This is a genomic window from Ralstonia flatus, from assembly GCF_958439105.1.
GTDB classification, from domain to species: Bacteria; Pseudomonadota; Gammaproteobacteria; order Burkholderiales; family Burkholderiaceae; genus Ralstonia; species Ralstonia flatus.
The window spans coordinates 49,485-67,428 of record NZ_CAUDLI010000010.1 but is presented as its reverse complement, the minus strand read 5'-3'; the positions used below and the strand labels follow the sequence as shown (position 1 = coordinate 67,428).

The 17,944-nt window shown below is 61.9% G+C and carries 19 protein-coding genes and 2 tRNA genes; 4 read left to right on the top strand and 17 right to left on the bottom strand.

Annotated elements, in window-relative coordinates; all coding sequences use genetic code 11:
• Positions 1–106 precede the first annotated feature (106 nt).
• Positions 107–556, top strand: coding sequence for a GNAT family N-acetyltransferase (locus R2676_RS20610; protein ID WP_316857601.1), 450 nt, complete (start codon positions 107–109; stop codon positions 554–556).
• A gap of 284 nt (positions 557–840) precedes the next feature.
• Here the strand turns inward: R2676_RS20610 and R2676_RS20605 are convergent.
• The 13 genes from R2676_RS20605 to R2676_RS20545 form a co-directional block, all read right to left on the bottom strand.
• Positions 841–917, bottom strand: a tRNA-Pro gene (locus R2676_RS20605).
• Between the two features lie 61 nt (positions 918–978).
• On the bottom strand, positions 979–1,398 hold the full coding sequence (locus R2676_RS20600) for a MerR family transcriptional regulator (RefSeq protein ID WP_206273766.1): 420 nt from the start codon (positions 1,396–1,398) through the stop codon (positions 979–981).
• Positions 1,399–1,469: 71 nt separating this feature from the next.
• Positions 1,470–1,886 carry an integration host factor subunit alpha gene (locus R2676_RS20595; protein WP_206273767.1) on the bottom strand — a complete coding sequence of 139 codons (417 nt, stop codon included), beginning with the start codon at positions 1,884–1,886 and terminating at the stop codon, positions 1,470–1,472.
• 78 nt (positions 1,887–1,964) lie between these two features.
• Positions 1,965–4,394: a phenylalanine--tRNA ligase subunit beta gene (gene pheT, locus R2676_RS20590; protein ID WP_206273769.1), complete on the bottom strand. Its 2,430-nt coding sequence runs from the start codon at positions 4,392–4,394 to the stop codon at positions 1,965–1,967.
• 66 nt (positions 4,395–4,460) lie between these two features.
• A complete protein-coding gene (gene pheS, locus R2676_RS20585; protein ID WP_027681227.1) occupies positions 4,461–5,495 on the bottom strand; it encodes a phenylalanine--tRNA ligase subunit alpha in 1,035 nt (344 codons plus the stop codon).
• Positions 5,496–5,636: 141 nt separating this feature from the next.
• A complete protein-coding gene (rplT, locus tag R2676_RS20580) occupies positions 5,637–5,993 on the bottom strand; it encodes a 50S ribosomal protein L20 (RefSeq protein WP_012762124.1) in 357 nt (118 codons plus the stop codon).
• Between the two features lie 28 nt (positions 5,994–6,021).
• Complete coding sequence (gene rpmI, locus R2676_RS20575) at positions 6,022–6,219, bottom strand: 50S ribosomal protein L35 (protein ID WP_004636003.1); 198 nt, start codon at positions 6,217–6,219, stop codon at positions 6,022–6,024.
• A gap of 167 nt (positions 6,220–6,386) precedes the next feature.
• A complete protein-coding gene (gene infC, locus R2676_RS20570) occupies positions 6,387–6,908 on the bottom strand; it encodes a translation initiation factor IF-3 (RefSeq protein ID WP_180815287.1) in 522 nt (173 codons plus the stop codon).
• Between the two features lie 42 nt (positions 6,909–6,950).
• Complete coding sequence (thrS, locus tag R2676_RS20565; protein WP_206273770.1) at positions 6,951–8,858, bottom strand: threonine--tRNA ligase; 1,908 nt, start codon at positions 8,856–8,858, stop codon at positions 6,951–6,953.
• A gap of 382 nt (positions 8,859–9,240) precedes the next feature.
• Positions 9,241–9,317 (bottom strand) — tRNA-Val (locus tag R2676_RS20560).
• A 22-nt stretch (positions 9,318–9,339) separates the two neighbouring features.
• A complete protein-coding gene (locus R2676_RS20555) occupies positions 9,340–11,565 on the bottom strand; it encodes a RelA/SpoT family protein (protein WP_027681224.1) in 2,226 nt (741 codons plus the stop codon).
• 39 nt (positions 11,566–11,604) lie between these two features.
• Complete coding sequence (locus tag R2676_RS20550; protein ID WP_206273771.1) at positions 11,605–11,973, bottom strand: RidA family protein; 369 nt, start codon at positions 11,971–11,973, stop codon at positions 11,605–11,607.
• 30 nt (positions 11,974–12,003) lie between these two features.
• Positions 12,004–12,873: an alpha/beta fold hydrolase gene (locus R2676_RS20545; RefSeq protein WP_206273772.1), complete on the bottom strand. Its 870-nt coding sequence runs from the start codon at positions 12,871–12,873 to the stop codon at positions 12,004–12,006.
• 139 nt (positions 12,874–13,012) lie between these two features.
• Here R2676_RS20545 and R2676_RS20540 point away from each other — a divergent pair, with 139 nt between their 5' ends.
• A complete protein-coding gene (locus tag R2676_RS20540; RefSeq protein WP_316857598.1) occupies positions 13,013–13,693 on the top strand; it encodes a TetR/AcrR family transcriptional regulator in 681 nt (226 codons plus the stop codon).
• Positions 13,690–14,172, top strand: a complete 483-nt coding sequence (locus R2676_RS20535; RefSeq protein WP_316857597.1) for a nuclear transport factor 2 family protein — start codon at positions 13,690–13,692, stop codon at positions 14,170–14,172. The genes R2676_RS20540 and R2676_RS20535 overlap by 4 nt, the downstream gene beginning before the upstream one ends.
• Positions 14,173–14,227: 55 nt before the next feature.
• Here R2676_RS20535 and R2676_RS20530 read toward each other — a convergent pair whose 3' ends face one another.
• From R2676_RS20530 to R2676_RS20520, 3 genes are read right to left on the bottom strand one after another with little or no spacing between them, the layout of a single operon-like run.
• Complete coding sequence (locus R2676_RS20530; RefSeq protein ID WP_102067368.1) at positions 14,228–15,007, bottom strand: 3-hydroxybutyrate dehydrogenase; 780 nt, start codon at positions 15,005–15,007, stop codon at positions 14,228–14,230.
• A gap of 22 nt (positions 15,008–15,029) precedes the next feature.
• Positions 15,030–15,665 carry a CoA transferase subunit B gene (locus R2676_RS20525; protein WP_147214519.1) on the bottom strand — a complete coding sequence of 212 codons (636 nt, stop codon included), beginning with the start codon at positions 15,663–15,665 and terminating at the stop codon, positions 15,030–15,032.
• A gap of 10 nt (positions 15,666–15,675) precedes the next feature.
• The gene (locus R2676_RS20520; RefSeq protein ID WP_009240847.1) at positions 15,676–16,377 is read right to left on the bottom strand and encodes a CoA transferase subunit A; all 702 of its coding nucleotides are present in this window, start codon (positions 16,375–16,377) and stop codon (positions 15,676–15,678) included.
• A gap of 153 nt (positions 16,378–16,530) precedes the next feature.
• Here R2676_RS20520 and R2676_RS20515 point away from each other — a divergent pair, with 153 nt between their 5' ends.
• On the top strand, positions 16,531–17,076 hold the full coding sequence (locus R2676_RS20515) for a LuxR C-terminal-related transcriptional regulator (RefSeq protein ID WP_009240848.1): 546 nt from the start codon (positions 16,531–16,533) through the stop codon (positions 17,074–17,076).
• 11 nt (positions 17,077–17,087) lie between these two features.
• Here R2676_RS20515 and R2676_RS20510 read toward each other — a convergent pair whose 3' ends face one another.
• The gene (locus R2676_RS20510) at positions 17,088–17,873 is read right to left on the bottom strand and encodes an SDR family oxidoreductase (RefSeq protein ID WP_027681220.1); all 786 of its coding nucleotides are present in this window, start codon (positions 17,871–17,873) and stop codon (positions 17,088–17,090) included.
• Positions 17,874–17,944 lie beyond the last annotated feature (71 nt).

The following is a 17,944-nucleotide window of genomic DNA, read 5'->3' as shown; positions in this document are numbered from 1 at the left end:
GAGCCAGGAGTTTGATTGGCTACTCGGTGTACCACCTGCTCAATGTGAGGCATTCCTCCGCCGGGCCATCACCGCACCAACCGGGCGGTTCTCATGGAAGCGCCACTTGGTTGCCACACTCGAAGAACAGCCAGTCGCTGTGCTCGCGATTCAGAACGGCCGAAAAAACGCGTTTGACGATCTCTACTCGGTGCGCGACTTTCTCCAGCATTTCGGACCGCTCCGCACGCCCGGTCTTATCCGCAGAGGGCTGATTCTCGAGACCGAGATCCCCGCTCCAACGCGGCGCCAGACGCTGCTTGCCCACTGCGCCACGCACCCCCGCCTCCGCGGACAAGGTATATTCAACGCGCTGTTCTCGCACGCAATGTCCCAGCAACTGCTACCCGCCATGGCCGACCAGGTGCTTGTGCTCGATGTGCTCGACACGAACGTACGCGCAGCAGCGCTCTATCGGAGCCTCGGATTCGAACCCATGGGACATCGCCGTCGTTCGGGCAGGCTACCAACCCATCTGGCGGCGACTCGGATGCAATACAGGCCCCAGGGCCACTGAGTCAGTGCCAGTCTGGTGGAGAAACCAATGCACTACGGCCCATTCTTGCCAGAGGCCTGACGCGCGCCCCGCGTTCGGCAGCAACATCAACGAGCCGCAAAGAGTTAGTGCACCTGCTGTGCCGACCATCTAGCGCAGCTTGCGTCAAGCGGCCTGATGTGCCATTGAACGACCGCTCACAGTTACACTCGGCCGCCATTGGCTGCATCGACAACACGGGACACAGCAGCGCTCAATGCAGAAAACAAAAAACCCGCACAGCCAATGACTGTGCGGGTTATGTCTGGTCGGGGCGAGAGGATTTGAACCTCCGACCACCTGCACCCCATGCAGGTACGCTACCAGGCTGCGCTACGCCCCGAAGCCAATAATTATAGCAGAGCCTCACTGTCTGTGACTAGTGGGTTACCGCCGGTCGCCTATCATTTATCCGTGCGCAGAATGTCCAGTACTGACTGAAGTGCCCGATGCAAGGCAGGCACATCGACCACGCCGCTCGTCACCATCGTGGCTTGAGTGTCGACCTCGGGCATCGTCGCCTCCACCGGTTCTGCACTTACGCCATGCCGCAACTCATCCAACCGATTCCGCGCGCCATTGATCGTGAAGCCTTGTTCGTACAGCAGCTCGCGAATACGCCGGATCAGCAGCACTTCATGGTGCTGGTAGTAGCGCCGATTGCCGCGTCGCTTGACCGGCTTGAGCTGCGTAAACTCCTGCTCCCAATAGCGCAGCACGTGCGGCTTGACGGCGCACAGGTCGCTCACCTCACCAATGGTGAAGTAGCGCTTGGCGGGAATCGGGGGCAGGTTGACCCGCTCCGTGTGTTTATCGGCGGCCATACAGGACTGGACTACAGGGCTGGCGAAAGAGACGGATTGAACGGACGGCTGAACGAAATCGCTCAGCAGAATTACGCGACGTCGACCGGCAGCGGCTCGACACGCTCTTCAACGAGCGCCTTGAGCTTCTGGCTGGCGTGGAACGTAACGACGCGGCGCGCAGTGATGGGAATGATCTCTCCCGTCTTCGGATTGCGGCCCGGCCGCTGCGGCTTGTCGCGCAACTGGAAGTTACCGAAGCCCGACAGCTTGACGCTGTCGCCCTGCTCGAGCGCCTCGCGAATCACGTCGAAAAACGCTTCGACCATATCCTTCGACTCGCGCTTGTTCAGGCCGACCTGCTCGAACAGCATCTCGGCAAGCTCGGCCTTGGTAAGCGTCGGCACATCCTGAGCGCGCACGTCACGTGCGTCGCCCAACGCTGCTGAAGAAGAACCGAGCGAGTCGCCCAAGGATGCCGCCAACGCTGGCGCGTGTTGATCGTTCATAGGATTCGCTTAGCGTATTCGATCCGAATGCGGAGGTTCGTTCGAGCTGTCTCTAGCGCAGTGCGGACGTCTGAGACGTCAAGCGCGCAGGCGCGCGCCGAATGCATCGCCGGCCGCTCGAATCAGTTGCTGTGTGGCGGCATCGACAATGTCGTCCTGAAGGGTGCTGTCAGTATCTTGCAACGTAATTCTGAAGGCAAGGCTTTTCTCCTGCGCCCCAATGGCAGCCGTGGCGGCCTTCGGACGGAATTCATCGAACAGCACAACGCCTTGCAGATAGCGCTGCCAAGGCGTGCCAACAGCCGTTTTTTCGAAGGTATCGACCAAGTCCTGCACCGCCACGTCTTGGCGCACGACGAGCGCAATGTCGCGCGTCACTGCGGGCACGCGGGGTACTTCGCGATACTTCGGCAAACCGATTGCCGTGATTGCGTCCAGTTCCAGCTCCCACACCACCGGCGCAGTCGGCAGATCGTATTTCTGCAGCCAACGCGGATGCAGTTCACCGATCCAGCCGATGGCACGGCCATTCAGCACTACGCGCGCCGAGCGGCCCGGATGCAGCGCAGGATGCTCAGCGCGTTCGAAACGCGCCTGCAGCGGCCACAGCAGCGACTCGACATCGCCCTTCACATCGAAGAAATCGACCGGACGCGTCTGCACGCCCCATTGCTCTTCCTTCGACGGACCATACGCAATGCCGCCGGCCATCATCGGCTGTGCGTAGCCGGCGATCGACAGACCGCCGTCGGCGACGCTCGCATCGCGGTGGAACACACGCCCCACCTCAAACATGCGCACGCGCGAAGCCTTGCGGTTCAGGTTGTAGCGCACCTTGTCGAGCAAACCGCCGATGAGCGTGCTGCGCATCACCGAGTACTGGCTGGCAATCGGGTTCAGCAGCGGAATCGGGTTGGTGTTGCCGGCAAAATCGGCTTCCCATTCGGTCTCGACAAAAGCGAAGTTGACGACCTCGTGGTAATCGCGCGCGGCAACGGCGTGACGCACGTCATGCATCGTGCGGCGCGCCTCGTCGGTCGGCCGCATCGCGCTCTCGGCCACGGGCGGCTTGGCTGGAATCTGCTCGAAACCGTAGATGCGGGCGACCTCTTCGATCAGGTCTTCCTCGATTTCCAGGTCGAAGCGGTACGACGGCGGCTCGACGATGAACACATCGCCGTCCACGTTGAACGTCAGGCCGAGGCGCTTGAACACGTCCGCCACGACATCGTGCGACAGGGGAATACCAAGCACACGGGCCGCACGTGCAACACGCATGCGCACCGGCTCGCGTTTCGGCAAGTTGACGATCTGATCGTCGATCGGCCCAGCCTGGCCGCCGCAGATTTCGAGGATCAGCGCGCTGATGCGCTCGATGTGTTCAACGGTCGTCGCATAGTCAACGCCGCGCTCGAAGCGATGGCCGGCATCGGTCGAGAAGTTGTAGCGGCGGGCACGGCCCTGGATGGCTTCCGGCCACCAGAATGCGGCCTCGACGTAGATGTTCTGCGTATCGAGCGTGACGGCTGTCTTGTCGCCGCCCATGATGCCGGCGAGGCTTTCAATGGCCTGCTCATCCGAGATCACGCCCACCTTTTCGTCCACGGTGATGGTGTCGCCGTTGAGCAGCTGCAGTTGCTCGCCAGCCTTGCCCCAGCGCACCGTCAGGCCGCCGTGGATCTTGTCCAGGTCGAACACGTGCGACGGACGACCCAGCTCCAGCATCACGTAATTCGAAATATCGACCAGCGCCGACACGCTGCGCATGCCCGCGCGCTCGATGCGCGACACCATCCAGGCCGGCGTCTTCGCGTGTGCATTCACACCGCGGATGATGCGGCCCGAAAAACGACCGCACAGGTCCGGCGCTTCCACCTTGACCGGCAGCTTGTCGGCCAGCGTCACCGCCACGGGCGCCATCGACGGCACCGTGATGGGCGCACCCGTCAGCGCGGACACTTCACGCGCCACGCCATGGATCGACAGGCAGTCGGCCTTGTTCGGCGTGAGCTTGATGACGAAGATCTGGTCGTCCAGATCGAGCACCTTGCGGATGTCCTCGCCCACCGGCGTGTCTTCCGGCAGGATCAGCAGACCGCCGTGGTCTTCCGACAGCTTCAGCTCGCGGGCCGAACACAGCATGCCGTAACTTTCCACGCCACGCAGCTTGCCGATCTTGATCTTGAACGGCTTGCCGTCTTCGCCCGGCGGCAGCTCGGCGCCGACCAGCGCGCACGGCACCTTGATGCCTACCGACACGTTCGGCGCGCCGCAGACGATCTGCAGCAATTCGCCCGTGCCCGCATCGACCTTGCACACGTTGAGGCGATCGGCGTCCGGGTGTTTGTTCACCTCGACCACATGCCCGACGACGATCTGCGAGAACGGCGGCGCAACGGGGTCGACCTCTTCCACCTCGAGGCCAGCCATCGTCAGGCGATGGGAAAGCTCATCCGTGGTGATCGACGGATTGACGAAACTGCGAAGCCAGGATTCCGGAAATTGCATGGCGCGACAGGAAAGAGAATTCGATTAACGGGGCGATGAAGTACCAGTGCGAGCAGCGCTCGGCGCTTATGCGAACTGGCGCAGGAAACGCACATCGCCCTCGAAGAACAGGCGCAGATCGTTGATGCCATAGCGCAGCATCGTCAAGCGCTCCAGGCCGGAGCCGAACGCGAAGCCGATATAGCGCTCGGGGTCCAGGCCCATGTTGCGCACCACGGTCGGGTGCACCTGGCCGGAGCCGGAAATCTCCAGCCATTTACCGTTGCCGAATGCCATGTCGATCTCGGCCGACGGCTCGGTGAACGGGAAATACGACGGGCGGAAACGCACCTGGATGTCGTCGCGCTCGAAGAAGTTGCGCAGGAAATCGGTATAGACGCCCTTCAGGTCGGCAAAGCTGATGTTGTCTGCAATCCAGAGGCCTTCGACCTGATGGAACATCGGCGAGTGCGTGGCATCGCTGTCGACGCGGTATGTGCGCCCCGGGGCGATGACCTTGATCGGCGGAATGCGGTCGAGATGCTTGTACTTCTCGACGTGCATGCGGGCATAGCGCACCTGCATCGGGCTGGTGTGCGTGCGCAGCAGCAGGAGCTTGTCCTCGCTGTCGCGACCGTCGATGTAGAACGTGTCCTGCATCGAGCGCGCCGGGTGGTTGTCCGGGTTGTTCAGCGCCGTGAAGTTCATCCAGTCGGATTCGATTTCAGGGCCGTCGGCCACATCGAAACCGATCGAACCGAAGATCTTGGCGACGCGCTCCCAGGTGTTCATCACGGGGTGCAGGCTACCTTCGGCCACATCACGGCCGGGCAGCGTTACGTCGATCGCCTCGGCTGCAAGGCGTGCGTTCATCAGCGCATCGGCCAGCGCCTGACGGCGAGCGTTCAGCGCCTCCTCAACACGGCTCTTGGCTTGGTTGATGCGCGCGCCTTCGGACTTGCGTGTCTCCGGATCGAGCTTGCCCAAGCCTTTGAGCAAGTCGGTCAGCACGCCGGACTTACCGAGAAAGCGCGCCTTCTCGTTTTCCAGCGAGGCGTTGTCCTCCACGGAGGCAAACGCGTTTTGGGCATCGACGACGACTTGATCCAGATCCAGTGACATGGGAAGGCGAGCGAGAAAATTCGGGTGATTCGGGTCCGCGAAATGCGCGGAATAAAAAACGGGGCTCGGTGAGAGCCCCGTCAGGGTGATCAGCCGGCAAAGTCACTGGGCAATTCCAGCAGCCTGCCCGGCCAATCCAATTCAGGCGACGTTGGCTTTCACCTGGTTCACGATGGCAGCAAAAGCCACCTTGTCGTGAATGGCCATGTCCGACAGCACCTTGCGGTCCAGCTCGATGGACGCCTTCTTCAGGCCGTTCATGAACTTGCTGTAGGTCAGACCATGCTCGCGTGCGCCAGCGTTGATACGTGCAATCCAGAGCGCACGGAACACGCGCTTCTTGTTGCGACGATCGCGGTAGGCGTACTGGCCAGCACGCATGACCGCCTGCTTGGCGATGCGATAGACGTTATTGCGGCGGCCGCGGTAACCCTTGGCTGCGCTGATAACCTTCTTATGACGGGCCCGCGCTGTGACCCCACGTTTTACTCGAGGCATGAAATGCTCCTTTCGTAGTTAGTTAGGGTTAGGCGTACGGCATCATTGCGCGAACGGACTTCAGGTTCGTCTCATGGACGCCCTCGGTACCGCGCAGGTGACGCTTGTTCTTGGTGGTCTTCTTGGTCAGGATGTGACGCTTGAAGGCTTGGCCACGTTTGATCGTGCCACCAGGACGGGCAGTAAAGCGCTTGGAAGCGCTTTTCTTCGTCTTCATCTTCGGCATGGAACAACTCCGTTTTTGACATGAAGCCAGGTGGACGGCTGGCGCCGACACTTGCAAGACCCGGGCTCACTTGTTGTATCGCGGCAGGCTTTGACACCTGCCGCGTCTTCCGACGTTTCCGTCTGGAACCTGCTCAGCGCAGCCGGAATCGCCCGGCCGCCGCTGCATTACTTTTTCTTCTTGGGCGCCAACATCATCACTGCCTGGCGGCCTTCCATCTTCGGCATCTGCTCAACCTGACCAAATTCCTCCAGGTCAGCCTTGATACGCTCCAGCACGCGCATACCGAGCTCCTGGTGCGCCATTTCGCGGCCCCGGAAACGCAAGGTAACCTTCACCCGGTCACCATCCTCTAGGAAGCGCGTGGCGTTTCGCAGCTTGACGCCATAGTCGTTGTCGTCGGTAGCCGGGCGGAATTTGACTTCCTTCACCTGGATGACCTTCTGCTTCAACTTGGCCTCGTGAGCCTTCTTCTGCTCCTGATACTTGAACTTGCCATAGTCCATCAGTCGGCAAACGGGCGGCTGCGCAGTCGGCGCGATCTCGACCAGGTCGACGTCTTTTTCTTCTGCCAGACGCAATGCGTCGAACAGCTTGACGATGCCGAGCGCTTCTCCCTCAACCCCGGTCAGCCGGATTTCCGGTGCGCTGATCTCGCGGTTGATGCGGTGAGATTTCTCAGTAGCGATGTTGATGTCCTCGAAGAATCAAAAAAACAGGCCGTGCCCAGCTCATGACTTGTTGGCGAGATCGTTCTGCAGTCGCTCAACGAACGCCGACAGCGGCATGGAGCCTAGATCGACGTTGCCACGGGCACGCACGGCCACCTGATTTTCATCCCGCTCCTTGTCGCCAACCACGATCTGGTATGGGACCTTCTGGACGGAATGCTCGCGGATTTTATACCCAATCTTCTCATTCCGCAAATCGACGACCGCCCTAAATCCTTGTTTTTGCAGGGATTGCACAACGGATTGTGCGTATTCGGCGTGCGAATCGGTGATGCTGAGCACCGCAACCTGCACCGGGGAAAGCCACGTCGGCAGCGCTCCGGCATATTGCTCGATCAAGATACCGATAAAGCGCTCGAGACTGCCAACGATGGCTCGGTGCAGCATGATCGGGCGATGGCGCGCGCCATCTTCGCCTACAAATTCAGCATCCAGGCGCTCCGGCAGGTTCGGGTCGACTTGGATCGTGCCGCATTGCCACTGACGCCCAAGTGCATCCTTAAGCACATATTCGATCTTGGGACCGTAGAACGCCCCCTCACCCGGCAGGTACTCAAATTCGCAACCCGACGCACGCAAGCCCTCGGCCAACGCAGCCTCGGCGCGGTCCCAGCTTTCTTCCGTGCCGATGCGCTTGTCCGGACGCGTCGACAGCTTGTAGAGAATCTCGGTAAAGCCGAAATCCTTGTAGACCTTCTGCAGCAACGTCGTAAACGCCGTCACCTCGGCCTGGATCATGTCTTCCGTGCAGAAGATGTGGCCGTCGTCCTGCGTGAAGCCGCGCACGCGCATGATGCCGTGCAGGCCACCCGAAGGCTCGTTGCGGTGGCACGCGCCGAATTCGCCGAAGCGAAGCGGCAGGTCGCGGTAGCTCTTGATGCCTTGCTTATAGATGAGGATGTGGCCGGGGCAGTTCATCGGCTTCAGCGCGTATTCGCGCTTTTCCGATTCCGTGATGAACATGTTCTCGCGGTACTTGTCCCAGTGGCCGGTCTTCTCCCACAGCGTCTTGTCGAGAATCTGCGGCCCCTTCACTTCCTGGTAGCCGTTCTCGCGATACACGCGGCGCATGTACTGCTCGATCTCCTGCCACAACGTCCAGCCCTTGGGGTGCCAGAACACCGTGCCGGGCGAGTACTCGTCGATGTGGAACAGGTCGAGTTCGCGACCGAGCTTGCGGTGGTCACGCTTTTCGGCCTCTTCCAGCATGTGCAGGTAGGCTTCCTGGTCTTCCTTCTTGGCCCAGGCCGTGCCGTAGATGCGCTGGAGCATCTCGTTGTTGTGGTCGCCGCGCCAATACGCGCCCGCCACCTTCATCAGCTTGAAGACTTTCAGTTTGCCCGTGGACGGCACGTGCGGGCCGCGGCACAGGTCAACGAAGTTGCCCTCGCGGTACAGGCCGATCTCCTGATCCTGCGGGATGGAGGCGATGATCTCCGCCTTGTATTTCTCGCCCATGCCTTCGAACAGCTTGACGGCCTCATCGCGATTCCAGACTTCACGCGTGACCTTCTCGTCCTTCTTGGCCAGCTCGGTCATCTTCTTTTCGATGGCAACGAGGTCTTCGGGCGTGAAGGGGCGCTTGTAGGCGAAGTCGTAGTAGAAACCGTTCTCGATGACCGGACCGATGGTGACCTGCGCGTCCGGATACAGCTCCTTGACGGCGTAAGCCAGCAAGTGGGCCGTAGAGTGGCGGATCACGTCAACGCCGTCGGCGTCCTTGTCGGTGATGATGGCGAGCTTGGCATCGCGGTCGATCGTGTAGCTCGTGTCGACCATCTGACCGTCCACGCGGCCCGCCAGAGCCGCCTTGGCCAGGCCTGCACCGATGCTTTGCGCCACTTCTGCGACCGTCACCGGGCCGGGAAACTCACGCCGGGAACCATCCGGCAACGTGATTGCGATCATGCTTGCTCCTGTGGAGTCACCGTTGCGCATTTCGGGTTTCAGAGATGCACAGCGGTCGTTATTCTGTCGTGCGCCGCGCCAAGTCAGCGCAGCAGGTTGTCGAATCGAATGCTTCGAAGCGCTTTCAGCTTGATCGCCACGCGTGACACGAAACTGCGGACGAAAAAAAACGCGGCCAAGGCCGCGTTTTCATTTGCGCCATCTACCGCTTGGGCAGACCGCAAAGGGCGAAAAACGCACCTTGACTACTGTCGCTCCGAAGCGGTTGTAGTTCGCGGTGCCTGAATCATATTTCGCCCTGTGTTCAGTTGTACGGGACAAACCCGGGAATTACGAGGATGACGGCTTGGACACCCTACCCGACGCGTCCTGCTAAATGCGTTGGTAGGCTCGATTGGACTCGAACCAACGACCCCCACCATGTCAAGGTGGTGCTCTAACCAGCTGAGCTACGAGCCTGCCGAAGAACAAGACTATACCGTCACTTCCTTCGGGCTGTCAATACCCCTTGCACTTCTTCGATCAAAGTCAGCGCGCGCTGCAGTTGCGTCGCCTCTGACACCTCCGCAGTGAACTGCATTTTCGCGACGCCTTTGCTCGACAGCGTGCGCACGCCGGTCACGTTGATCTTCTCTCGCGAGAGGATTTCCGAGATGTCCCGCAACAAGCCCTGCCGGTCCAGCGCTTCGACTTGGATGTCGATCGGATAGACCGAATCGCTGCGTTGGCCCCACTCCGTCTGGATCACACGGCCCGGTGCCCGGGCGGCCAGTTGCTGGAACGTCGCGCAACTCTGACGGTGGATCGAGACACCACGGCCACGCGTGACAAAGCCGACAATGGGGTCCGGCGGCGCAGGCTTGCAGCAACGCGACATTTGCGTGAGGAGTGAATCGACACCCACCACCAGCACACCACTCTTCGCGCCACGGGCCACGCTGGTGGCGCGGCTTTTCTTGGTGATGGCGGCTTCGTCGTCGACGGGTGCCGGCGGCGGCGCCCCATCCGAGCGCAAGACCGCCTCGATGCGGCGCAGACTCAGCTCGTCCTTGGCGACGACAGCGTACAGATCGTCCGGCGTCTTGTAGCCGAGCTTGGCGGCCAGCTCCTCCAGGTTGACGGCGGTCTTCCCTTCGCGCTGCAGCGTCTTGTCGATGAGCGCGCGGCCCTGGGCGAGCGTCTCTTCCAGCTCCATCGCGTTGAACCACGCCCGCACTTTCGTGCGAGCACGCGGGCTGACCAGATAGTGCAGCTCGGTGTTGAGCCAATCGCGCGACGGGCCGCCCTGCTTGACGGTGACGATCTCGACCGTCTGGCCGTTCTTGAGCGGCGTGTTCAGCGGCACCATCGTGCCATCGACGCGCGCGCCGCGGCAGCGGTGGCCGAGATCGCTGTGCAGGTAATAAGCGAAGTCGACCGGCGTCGCGCCTTGCGGCAACGCGATCACGCGCGCCTGCGGCGTCAGCACGTAAATGTGATCATCCAGCTCGGTGTGCTTGAGCTGTTCCCATGGGGAATCCTCGTGCGCGACGGTGTGCTCGGCGTCATCTTTCCAGGCGAGCAATTGGCGCAGCCAAGCGATCTTCTCGTCGTAGCGTTCGCTGGCGGAGAACTGCCCGGCGTAGCCTTTGCTGCCGGCCTCCTTGTAGCGCCAGTGCGCCGCCACGCCGTATTCGGCAAAGTGGTGCATCTCGCGCGTGCGAATCTGCACCTCGAGCGCGCGGCCGTCGTCGCCGATCACCACCGTGTGCAGCGACATGTAGCCATTGGCCTTCGGACGCGAGATGTAGTCGTCGAATTCCTTCGGGATCGGCTGCCACATGTGGTGCACGAAACCGAGCACCGTGTAGCAATCCTTGATGTCGTCGACGATGACGCGGAAGGCGCGCACGTCGTACAGATCGGCAAAGTCGAGTTCCTTGCCGCGCATCTTCTTCCAGATGCTGTAGATGTGCTTGGGCCGGCCGCTGACCTCCGCCTGAATGCCGGCGTCGTGCAAGGTCTTTTGGAGTTGCTCGATGGCCTGGCCGATGAACTTCTCGCGCTCGATGCGCTTTTCATCCAGCAGGCGGGCGATGCGCTTGTAGGTATCGGGGTCCTCAAAGCGGAAGCCGAGGTCTTCAAGCTCCCACTTCAGCTGCCAGATGCCCAGGCGGTTTGCGAGCGGCGCGTAGATATCCAGCGTCTCGCGCGCCATGCCTTCCGGCGCCGAGCGCTTCGTCTGCGCCAGCCAGCGCAGCGACTGCAACCGCGACGCCAGCCGGATCAGCACCACGCGAATGTCCTGCGCGAACGCGAGCAACATCTTGCGCAACGCCTCGACTTGCGCGCGGCGTGCTTCGGCTTCGTTCTTGCGCGTGACGCTGGCATCGGTCGGGCTGACGAGGCCGGCAATGGCCCCGATGCGCAGCAGTTGCCGCACATCGTGCACGAGCTTGACGACCTCGGCCCCGAACGCGGGCTCAAGCGCCTTTTCGTTGTCCATTGCCAGCGTCGGCAACAGAAACAGCGCGGCCGCCTGCAACGACGGCGTATCGACGCGCAGCCCTTCAAGGATGGCGATCGTGCCGCGCGCGTGCGACTCCAGCGGCTCGCCGGTCAGCGTGACGCTGTCCGCGGCATTCGCCACGAGGTATTCGATCGCCCGAGCGACCTGCTCTGCCGTCGATCCGGACCCCTCGGCCGGCCGTTCGGTCTTGTTCTCCATGATGCGTCCTGCTTGCGTCTGGCCTGTTGCGTGACGGGCTCAGCTTTTCTGTGCGGCCGTCACGACGATTTCGATGCGGTACTTCGGATTGGCCAGCGCGGCTTCAACGGTGGCGCGCGGCGGCGAGTTCCCAGAATCGGCGGCGACCCACTGGTCCCACACCTTGTTCATCTCGCCAATCTCGCTGATGTCTTTGAGGAAGATCTGGCACATCAGGATGCGCGTCTTGTCGCTGTCGTTGGCGGCCAGCACGCGATCAATGATGGCGAGCACCTCCGCCGTCTGCTCGGCAATGCCGGCGTCCAGCGTGGTCTCGGGCACTTGGCCGGCCACATACACGACGCCGTTGTAGACGGCCGCGTCGGAATAACGATGTTCGACGTTGTAACGCTTCAGTTCAGTGCTCATCTTGCAAATCGAATGGGGTCGGACAAACGGTCATTGACCGAGGAAGAACTTGCGGGCGATCGCCACCTGATCCGGCTGGATGAAGGTCGGCGCGTGGCCCACATCGGGAATTTCCACCGTGTTCACATGTTGGCCGCGCTGCATCATGGCTTCGACGGTCTCGCGCGTGAGCAAATCGGAATGCGCGCCGCGCACCACCAGCACCTCGCCGGGAATCGCCTCGAACAGCTTCCAGAGCATCGCCTCACCGGCCGCGACCATTTCGGGCGTGGTGTTCTTGAACGGCTCGGCCAGGCGCGGATCGTAATGCAGGATCCACTCGCCGCCCTGCGGCTTCAGGATCGCCGTGTTCAACTCACGCCATTGCTCCGGCGTGTGCGGGCCGAATGAAGCACTGATCGTCTTGAGGTAGGCAAGCCCTTCATCGAACGTCTTGAAGCGGACGTTCAGTCCGAGATAAGCACCGATGCGCGTCAACGACGATTCCGTGACGCGCGGGCCCACATCGTTGAGCAGCAGCTTGCGGATCGGCGATTTCGGCAAGCCTGCCAGGCCAATGCCGATCAGGCCACCCATCGAGGTACCGAACCAGTCGACGGACTCGGCATTCACGCGCGCGAGCAACGTCACCATGTCGGACGCGTACTGCGGCAGCACATAGCCCTTCGGATCGGCCAGCCAATCGGACCGCCCGCGGCCCACCACATCCGGGCAGATGACGCGATAGTCGTTGCACAGCGCCTGCGCCAGCACGTCGAAATCACGCCCCGTGCGCGAGAGGCCATGCACGCAAACGAGCACGCGCGGATTCTGCGAGTCGCCCCACTCGTGATACGCCATCCGGTGCAAGCCGGACGGACTCAGGCACTGCACGAAGGCAAGGCGCGGCGAAACTGGCATGAACAACTCCTACACGTGAATGACGGCGAGAGGGCAAAGCCTGATTGTACGCGGGCCTTCGAGCATGCGGCGGCGCAGCAGGCAAGCTGGCCCCGCAATCCGGTATCACCCAGCAAGACAATCGCGAAACATTGCGAGCTTGAAAAGCGCCACCTATACTTTGCAAAAAAGAGACCGATCGGTATTTTCCGGAGAAATCATGACCAGCAAGGGTGAACGCACACGCAGCCAGGTGATTGCCCTGACCGCCGACCTAATGAACGAGCAGGGTTGGCTCGGTGTGCCCATCTCGCAGGTCATGGCGGTCAGCGGCTTGCAGAAAGGCGGTTTGTATCGGCACTTCGAAAGCCGCGAAGCGCTCGCGTATGCCGCGTTCGATCATGCCGTTGCACGCGTCCGGGAACGCCTGCTGGGCTGCCTTGAAGGATGCGAGACCGCGCCAGAACAGCTGCTCGCCCTGATCCACGCCTATCGGCCGCAAGATGAGCCCGTGCCGCTGCCTGGCGGCTGCCCGATCATGAACGTCGCCATCGAGTCCGATCACGCCCATCCGGGCCTGCGACAGCGCGCCGTAGAAGCCATGTCCCGATGGCGGGGCCTGATCGAACAGATCGTGCTTGATGGCATGCGCCGCGGTGAATTGCGTGAAGACCTCATCCCCGCGAATGTGAGCGCCATCCTCATTGGCGGATTGGAGGGTGGCGTGATGCTGAGCCATCTCTATGACGACCCAGAACCGCTGCAGGCCGCAATCCAGCACCTGCACCACTACCTCGAGCACGACCTACGCCGACACGCTACAGAGGAAGGCACACCATGATCTATCGCGCGATTGTCGAATGGAAATTGCGGCGCGCGTTCGCCGCACTCAATGATGGCGACTGCTCCGTGGTGCTGGCGGCGTTTGCCAACCGGGTCGAACACACGTTCTATGGACAGCACGCGCTGGGCGGCACACGGCATGCGCCCGACAGCCTGCGCCAGTGGTACGCCAGGTTGCTAAAGCTCTTGCCCGATCTACATTTCGACGTCGATTCCGTCGTCGTGCGCGGCTGGCCGTGGGACACCATCGCCGTGGTCGAATGGAGGGACCGGTTCTCGCTGCGCGATGGACAGCGCTGCAGCAACCAGGGCGTGCATGTGCTCAGGCTGCGTTGGGGACGCGTAGTCTCCCTGCGCATCCATTGTGATACGCAAAAGCTGCAAGGCATTCTGCAAGCGCTGCACGACCAGGGCGTGGTCGAGGCCGCCATGTCACCCATCATCGACACGGCACCGGCTCACACCGCTCAGGCGTGAACGCCAGCAAAAGAAAAGCCCCGCAGCTGCGGGGCTTGACTCGGACGCGTGTGCGTTACTGCGCGACCCAGCCACCATCCATGTTCCAGGCCACGCCACGCACCTGCTCAGCCGCATCGCTGCACAGGAACACAGCCAGCGCCCCGAGCTGGTCGGGCGTGACGAACTCGCCCGAGGGCTGCTTTTCCATCAGCAGATCCTTCTTGGCTTCGAGCGCGGACAGGCCGTCCTTCTCGGCGCGCGCATCGATCTGCTTCTGCACCAGCGGCGTCAGCACCCAACCCGGGCAAATCGCGTTGGACGTGATGCCTGTCTGCGCGGTCTCCAGCGCCACCGATTTGGTGAACCCGACGATACCGTGCTTGGCTGCCACGTACGCCGACTTCTGCGCCGACGCCACCAGCCCATGCGCCGAAGCGACGTTGATGATGCGGCCCCAGTTCTTGCGCTTCATGCCCGGCACGGCAAGCCGCGTCGTGTGGAAAGCCGAGGTGAGGTTGATGGCGATGATGGCGTCCCAGCGCTCGGTCGGGAAATCCTCCACGTTGGCCACGTACTGGATGCCGGCGTTGTTGACGAGGATGTCCACGCCGCCGAATTCTGCATCGGCGTAGGCAAACATCGCTTCGATCTCGGCCGGCTTGCTCATGTCGGCACCGTGGTATCCGATGCGGATGGCATTCTTGCCTGCGGCCGCGATCTGCGCCTTGGGCGCTTCCACATCGCCAAAGCCGTTCATGATGATGTTGGCGCCCTGCGCGGCCAGCGAGCAGGCGATACCCAGACCGATCCCGCTGGTCGAGCCCGTGACGAGGGCGGTTTTTCCTTGCAGCATGCGTGTCTCCGGATGTCGACGATTACAGCAGGTTGACGCCAGTCTTGGCCTGGACCTCTTCGCGCGAAACGCCCGGCGCGGTTTCGATCAGCTTCAGGCCCTGCTCGGTCACGTCGATCACGCCGAGGTCCGTAATGATGCGATCCACCACGCCCACGCCCGTCAGCGGCAATGTGCACTTGGGCAGGATCTTCAGGTCTTCGGTGCCGTCCTTCTTCTTGGCGGTGTGCTCCATCAGCACGATCACGCGCTTGACGCCGGCCACGAGGTCCATCGCGCCGCCCATGCCCTTGACCATCTTGCCGGGAATCATCCAGTTGGCCAGGTCGCCCGTCTCGCTCACTTGCATCGCGCCGAGAATCGACAGGTTGATCTTGCCGCCGCGAATCATCGCAAAGCTCTGGTCGCTGCCGAAGATGGCGCTGCCGGGCAGCGTGGTCACCGTCTGCTTGCCTGCGTTGATCAGGTCGGCATCCACTTCGTCTTCCGTGGGGAACGGGCCGATGCCAAGCATGCCGTTTTCGCTTTGCAGCCAGACTTCCTTGTCGCCGGTATGGTTGGCAACCAGCGTCGGAATGCCGATGCCAAGGTTGACGTAGAAACCGTCTTGCAACTCCTGGGCAGCGCGCGCCGCCATTTGGTCTTGTGTCCAGGCCATGTCGGTCTCCTTAGTTGGCTGCTCGGATGGTGCGCTTTTCGATGCGCTTTTCGGGCGTGGCATTCAGCACGATGCGGTGCACGTAGATGCCGGGCAGATGGATGTCGTCCGGCGCAAGCTCGCCCACCTCGACGATCTCTTCGACCTCGACGATGCAGATCTTGCCGGCGGTGGCCGCAGCCGGGTTGAAGTTGCGTGCCGTCAGGTTGAAGCGCAGGTTGCCCGACTTGTCGGCCACCTGCGCTTTCACCAGCGCCACATCGGGCACCAGCGAGCGCTCCATGACGTACGTCTCGCCGTCAAACTCGCGCAGCTCCTTGCCTTCGGCAACCAGCGTGCCGACGCCGGTCTTGGTGAAGAATGCCGGGATGCCGGCGCCGCCAGCGCGCAGCTTTTCAGCCAACGTGCCTTGCGGGGTGAATTCCAACTCGAGTTCACCGGCCAGATACTGGCGCTCGAACTCCTTGTTTTCGCCCACGTAGGACGAAATCATCTTCTTGATTTGGCGCGTTTCCAGCAGCAGGCCCAGGCCGAAACCGTCGACGCCGGCGTTGTTGGAAATGCAGGTGAGATTCTTGACGCCCGAATCGCGCAGCGCGGCGATCAGCGCTTCCGGAATGCCGCACAGGCCGAAGCCGCCCACGGCGATGGTCTGGCCGTCCTTGACGACGCCCGCGAGCGCCTCGCTGGCGCTGGCGAAGATTTTGTTCATGCGTGCTCCTTCCTTGGTGGTCCAACGAATCCGGCCGGGTTTTGACCGCACGCACACTTGGGGTTTGTGCGGTGCAGCGCCGGAAAATAGTAACGATACAATCTGGCGAGAATACGCAAGCGTCGCGCGACGCAGCAATACGTACGAATACATATGCCCGCCCTCGACTACCAGACTGCGTTCCAGCTTGCCCCTGTCGGCATGGTGATGTCCCGCGAGCGGGTGATGCTCGACGTCAACGACGAAGCCGCCCGCATCTTCGGTCACCCACGCACGACCATGATGGGGCAATCGTTCGAGCTGCTCTATCCAACGCATGACGAATACGAACGCACCGGTGCGCGCATCATCCCCGTCATGAATGCACGCGGCAGCTACTCCGACGAACGCATCATGAAGCGCGCCAACGGCGAACTGTTCTGGTGCCACGTCACGGGCCGCGCACTGGACCGCGCGAAACCGCTGGGCGAAGGTATCTGGACGTTCGAAGATCTGTCAGCGCACCGCCCGGTCACGGCAGCGCTCACACCGCGCGAACGCGACATCGCTGCCCAGTTGGTCGAGGGCAAGACGAGCAAGCAGATCGGCAAACAGCTGGAAATCAGTCCGCGCACGGTTGAAATCTACCGCGCGCGACTGATGAAGAAGTACGCCGCCAACACCTCACTCGAACTTGTGCAGCGGCTGATGGGGCATTAAGCCCGAAAGTCTTACACCATGCCGTCGTCGGCGTTGATGACCGCGCCATTGATGAAATCGGACTGATCCGACGCCAGCAGCAGAATCAGCCCATCCAAATCTTCCGGCTTGCCCACGCGCTTGCGCGGCAGCATCTGCACCAGCTTCTGGCCGGGCTCGGTTTCCCAATGGTGATGGTTGATCTCGGTATCGATATATCCCGGGCAGATCGCGTTCGTATTGATGCCGTAACGGCCCCACTCCAGCGCCATGGCCTTGGTCATGTGCACCACGGCCGCCTTGCTCATGCAATACACGCCAATCTGCGACAGCACCTTCAGCCCCGCCACCGACGCGATGTTGACGATGCGCGATTGCGGCAGCGGCGAGCCGTTCTTCTCCGCGCCCTTGGCCCGGGCAATCATGCGCTTGGCCGTTTCCTGCGCCACGAAGAAGGCGCCACGCGTGTTGGTATCGAACACGAAATCGAAATCATCGGGCGTGACGTCCACCATGCGTTGCGTGGTCGAAACCCCCGAGTTGTTGACGAGGATGTCGATGGTGCCGGCCTCGGTTTCAGCGTGTGCGACGGCCGCGCGAATGCTGTCGGGATCCGTCACGTCCAGGCGGACCACGTGGGCGCTGCCGCCTTTGGATTCGATGTCGGCGCGCAGCTCCTTCAGGCGCTCCACACGGCGCGAGGCCAGGACAACCTTCGCGCCCGCGGCGGCCAGTGTGTGGGCGAACCGGGCGCCCAGACCGCTTGATGCGCCGGTGATGAGCGCGACTTTGCCTTCCAGATTGATCGACAGACCCATGATGCGTGTTCCCCGTGTGTTGGTTTGGCAGGCGCCCGGCTGCTCGGAAGCAACATCGGCATGTGATTTGA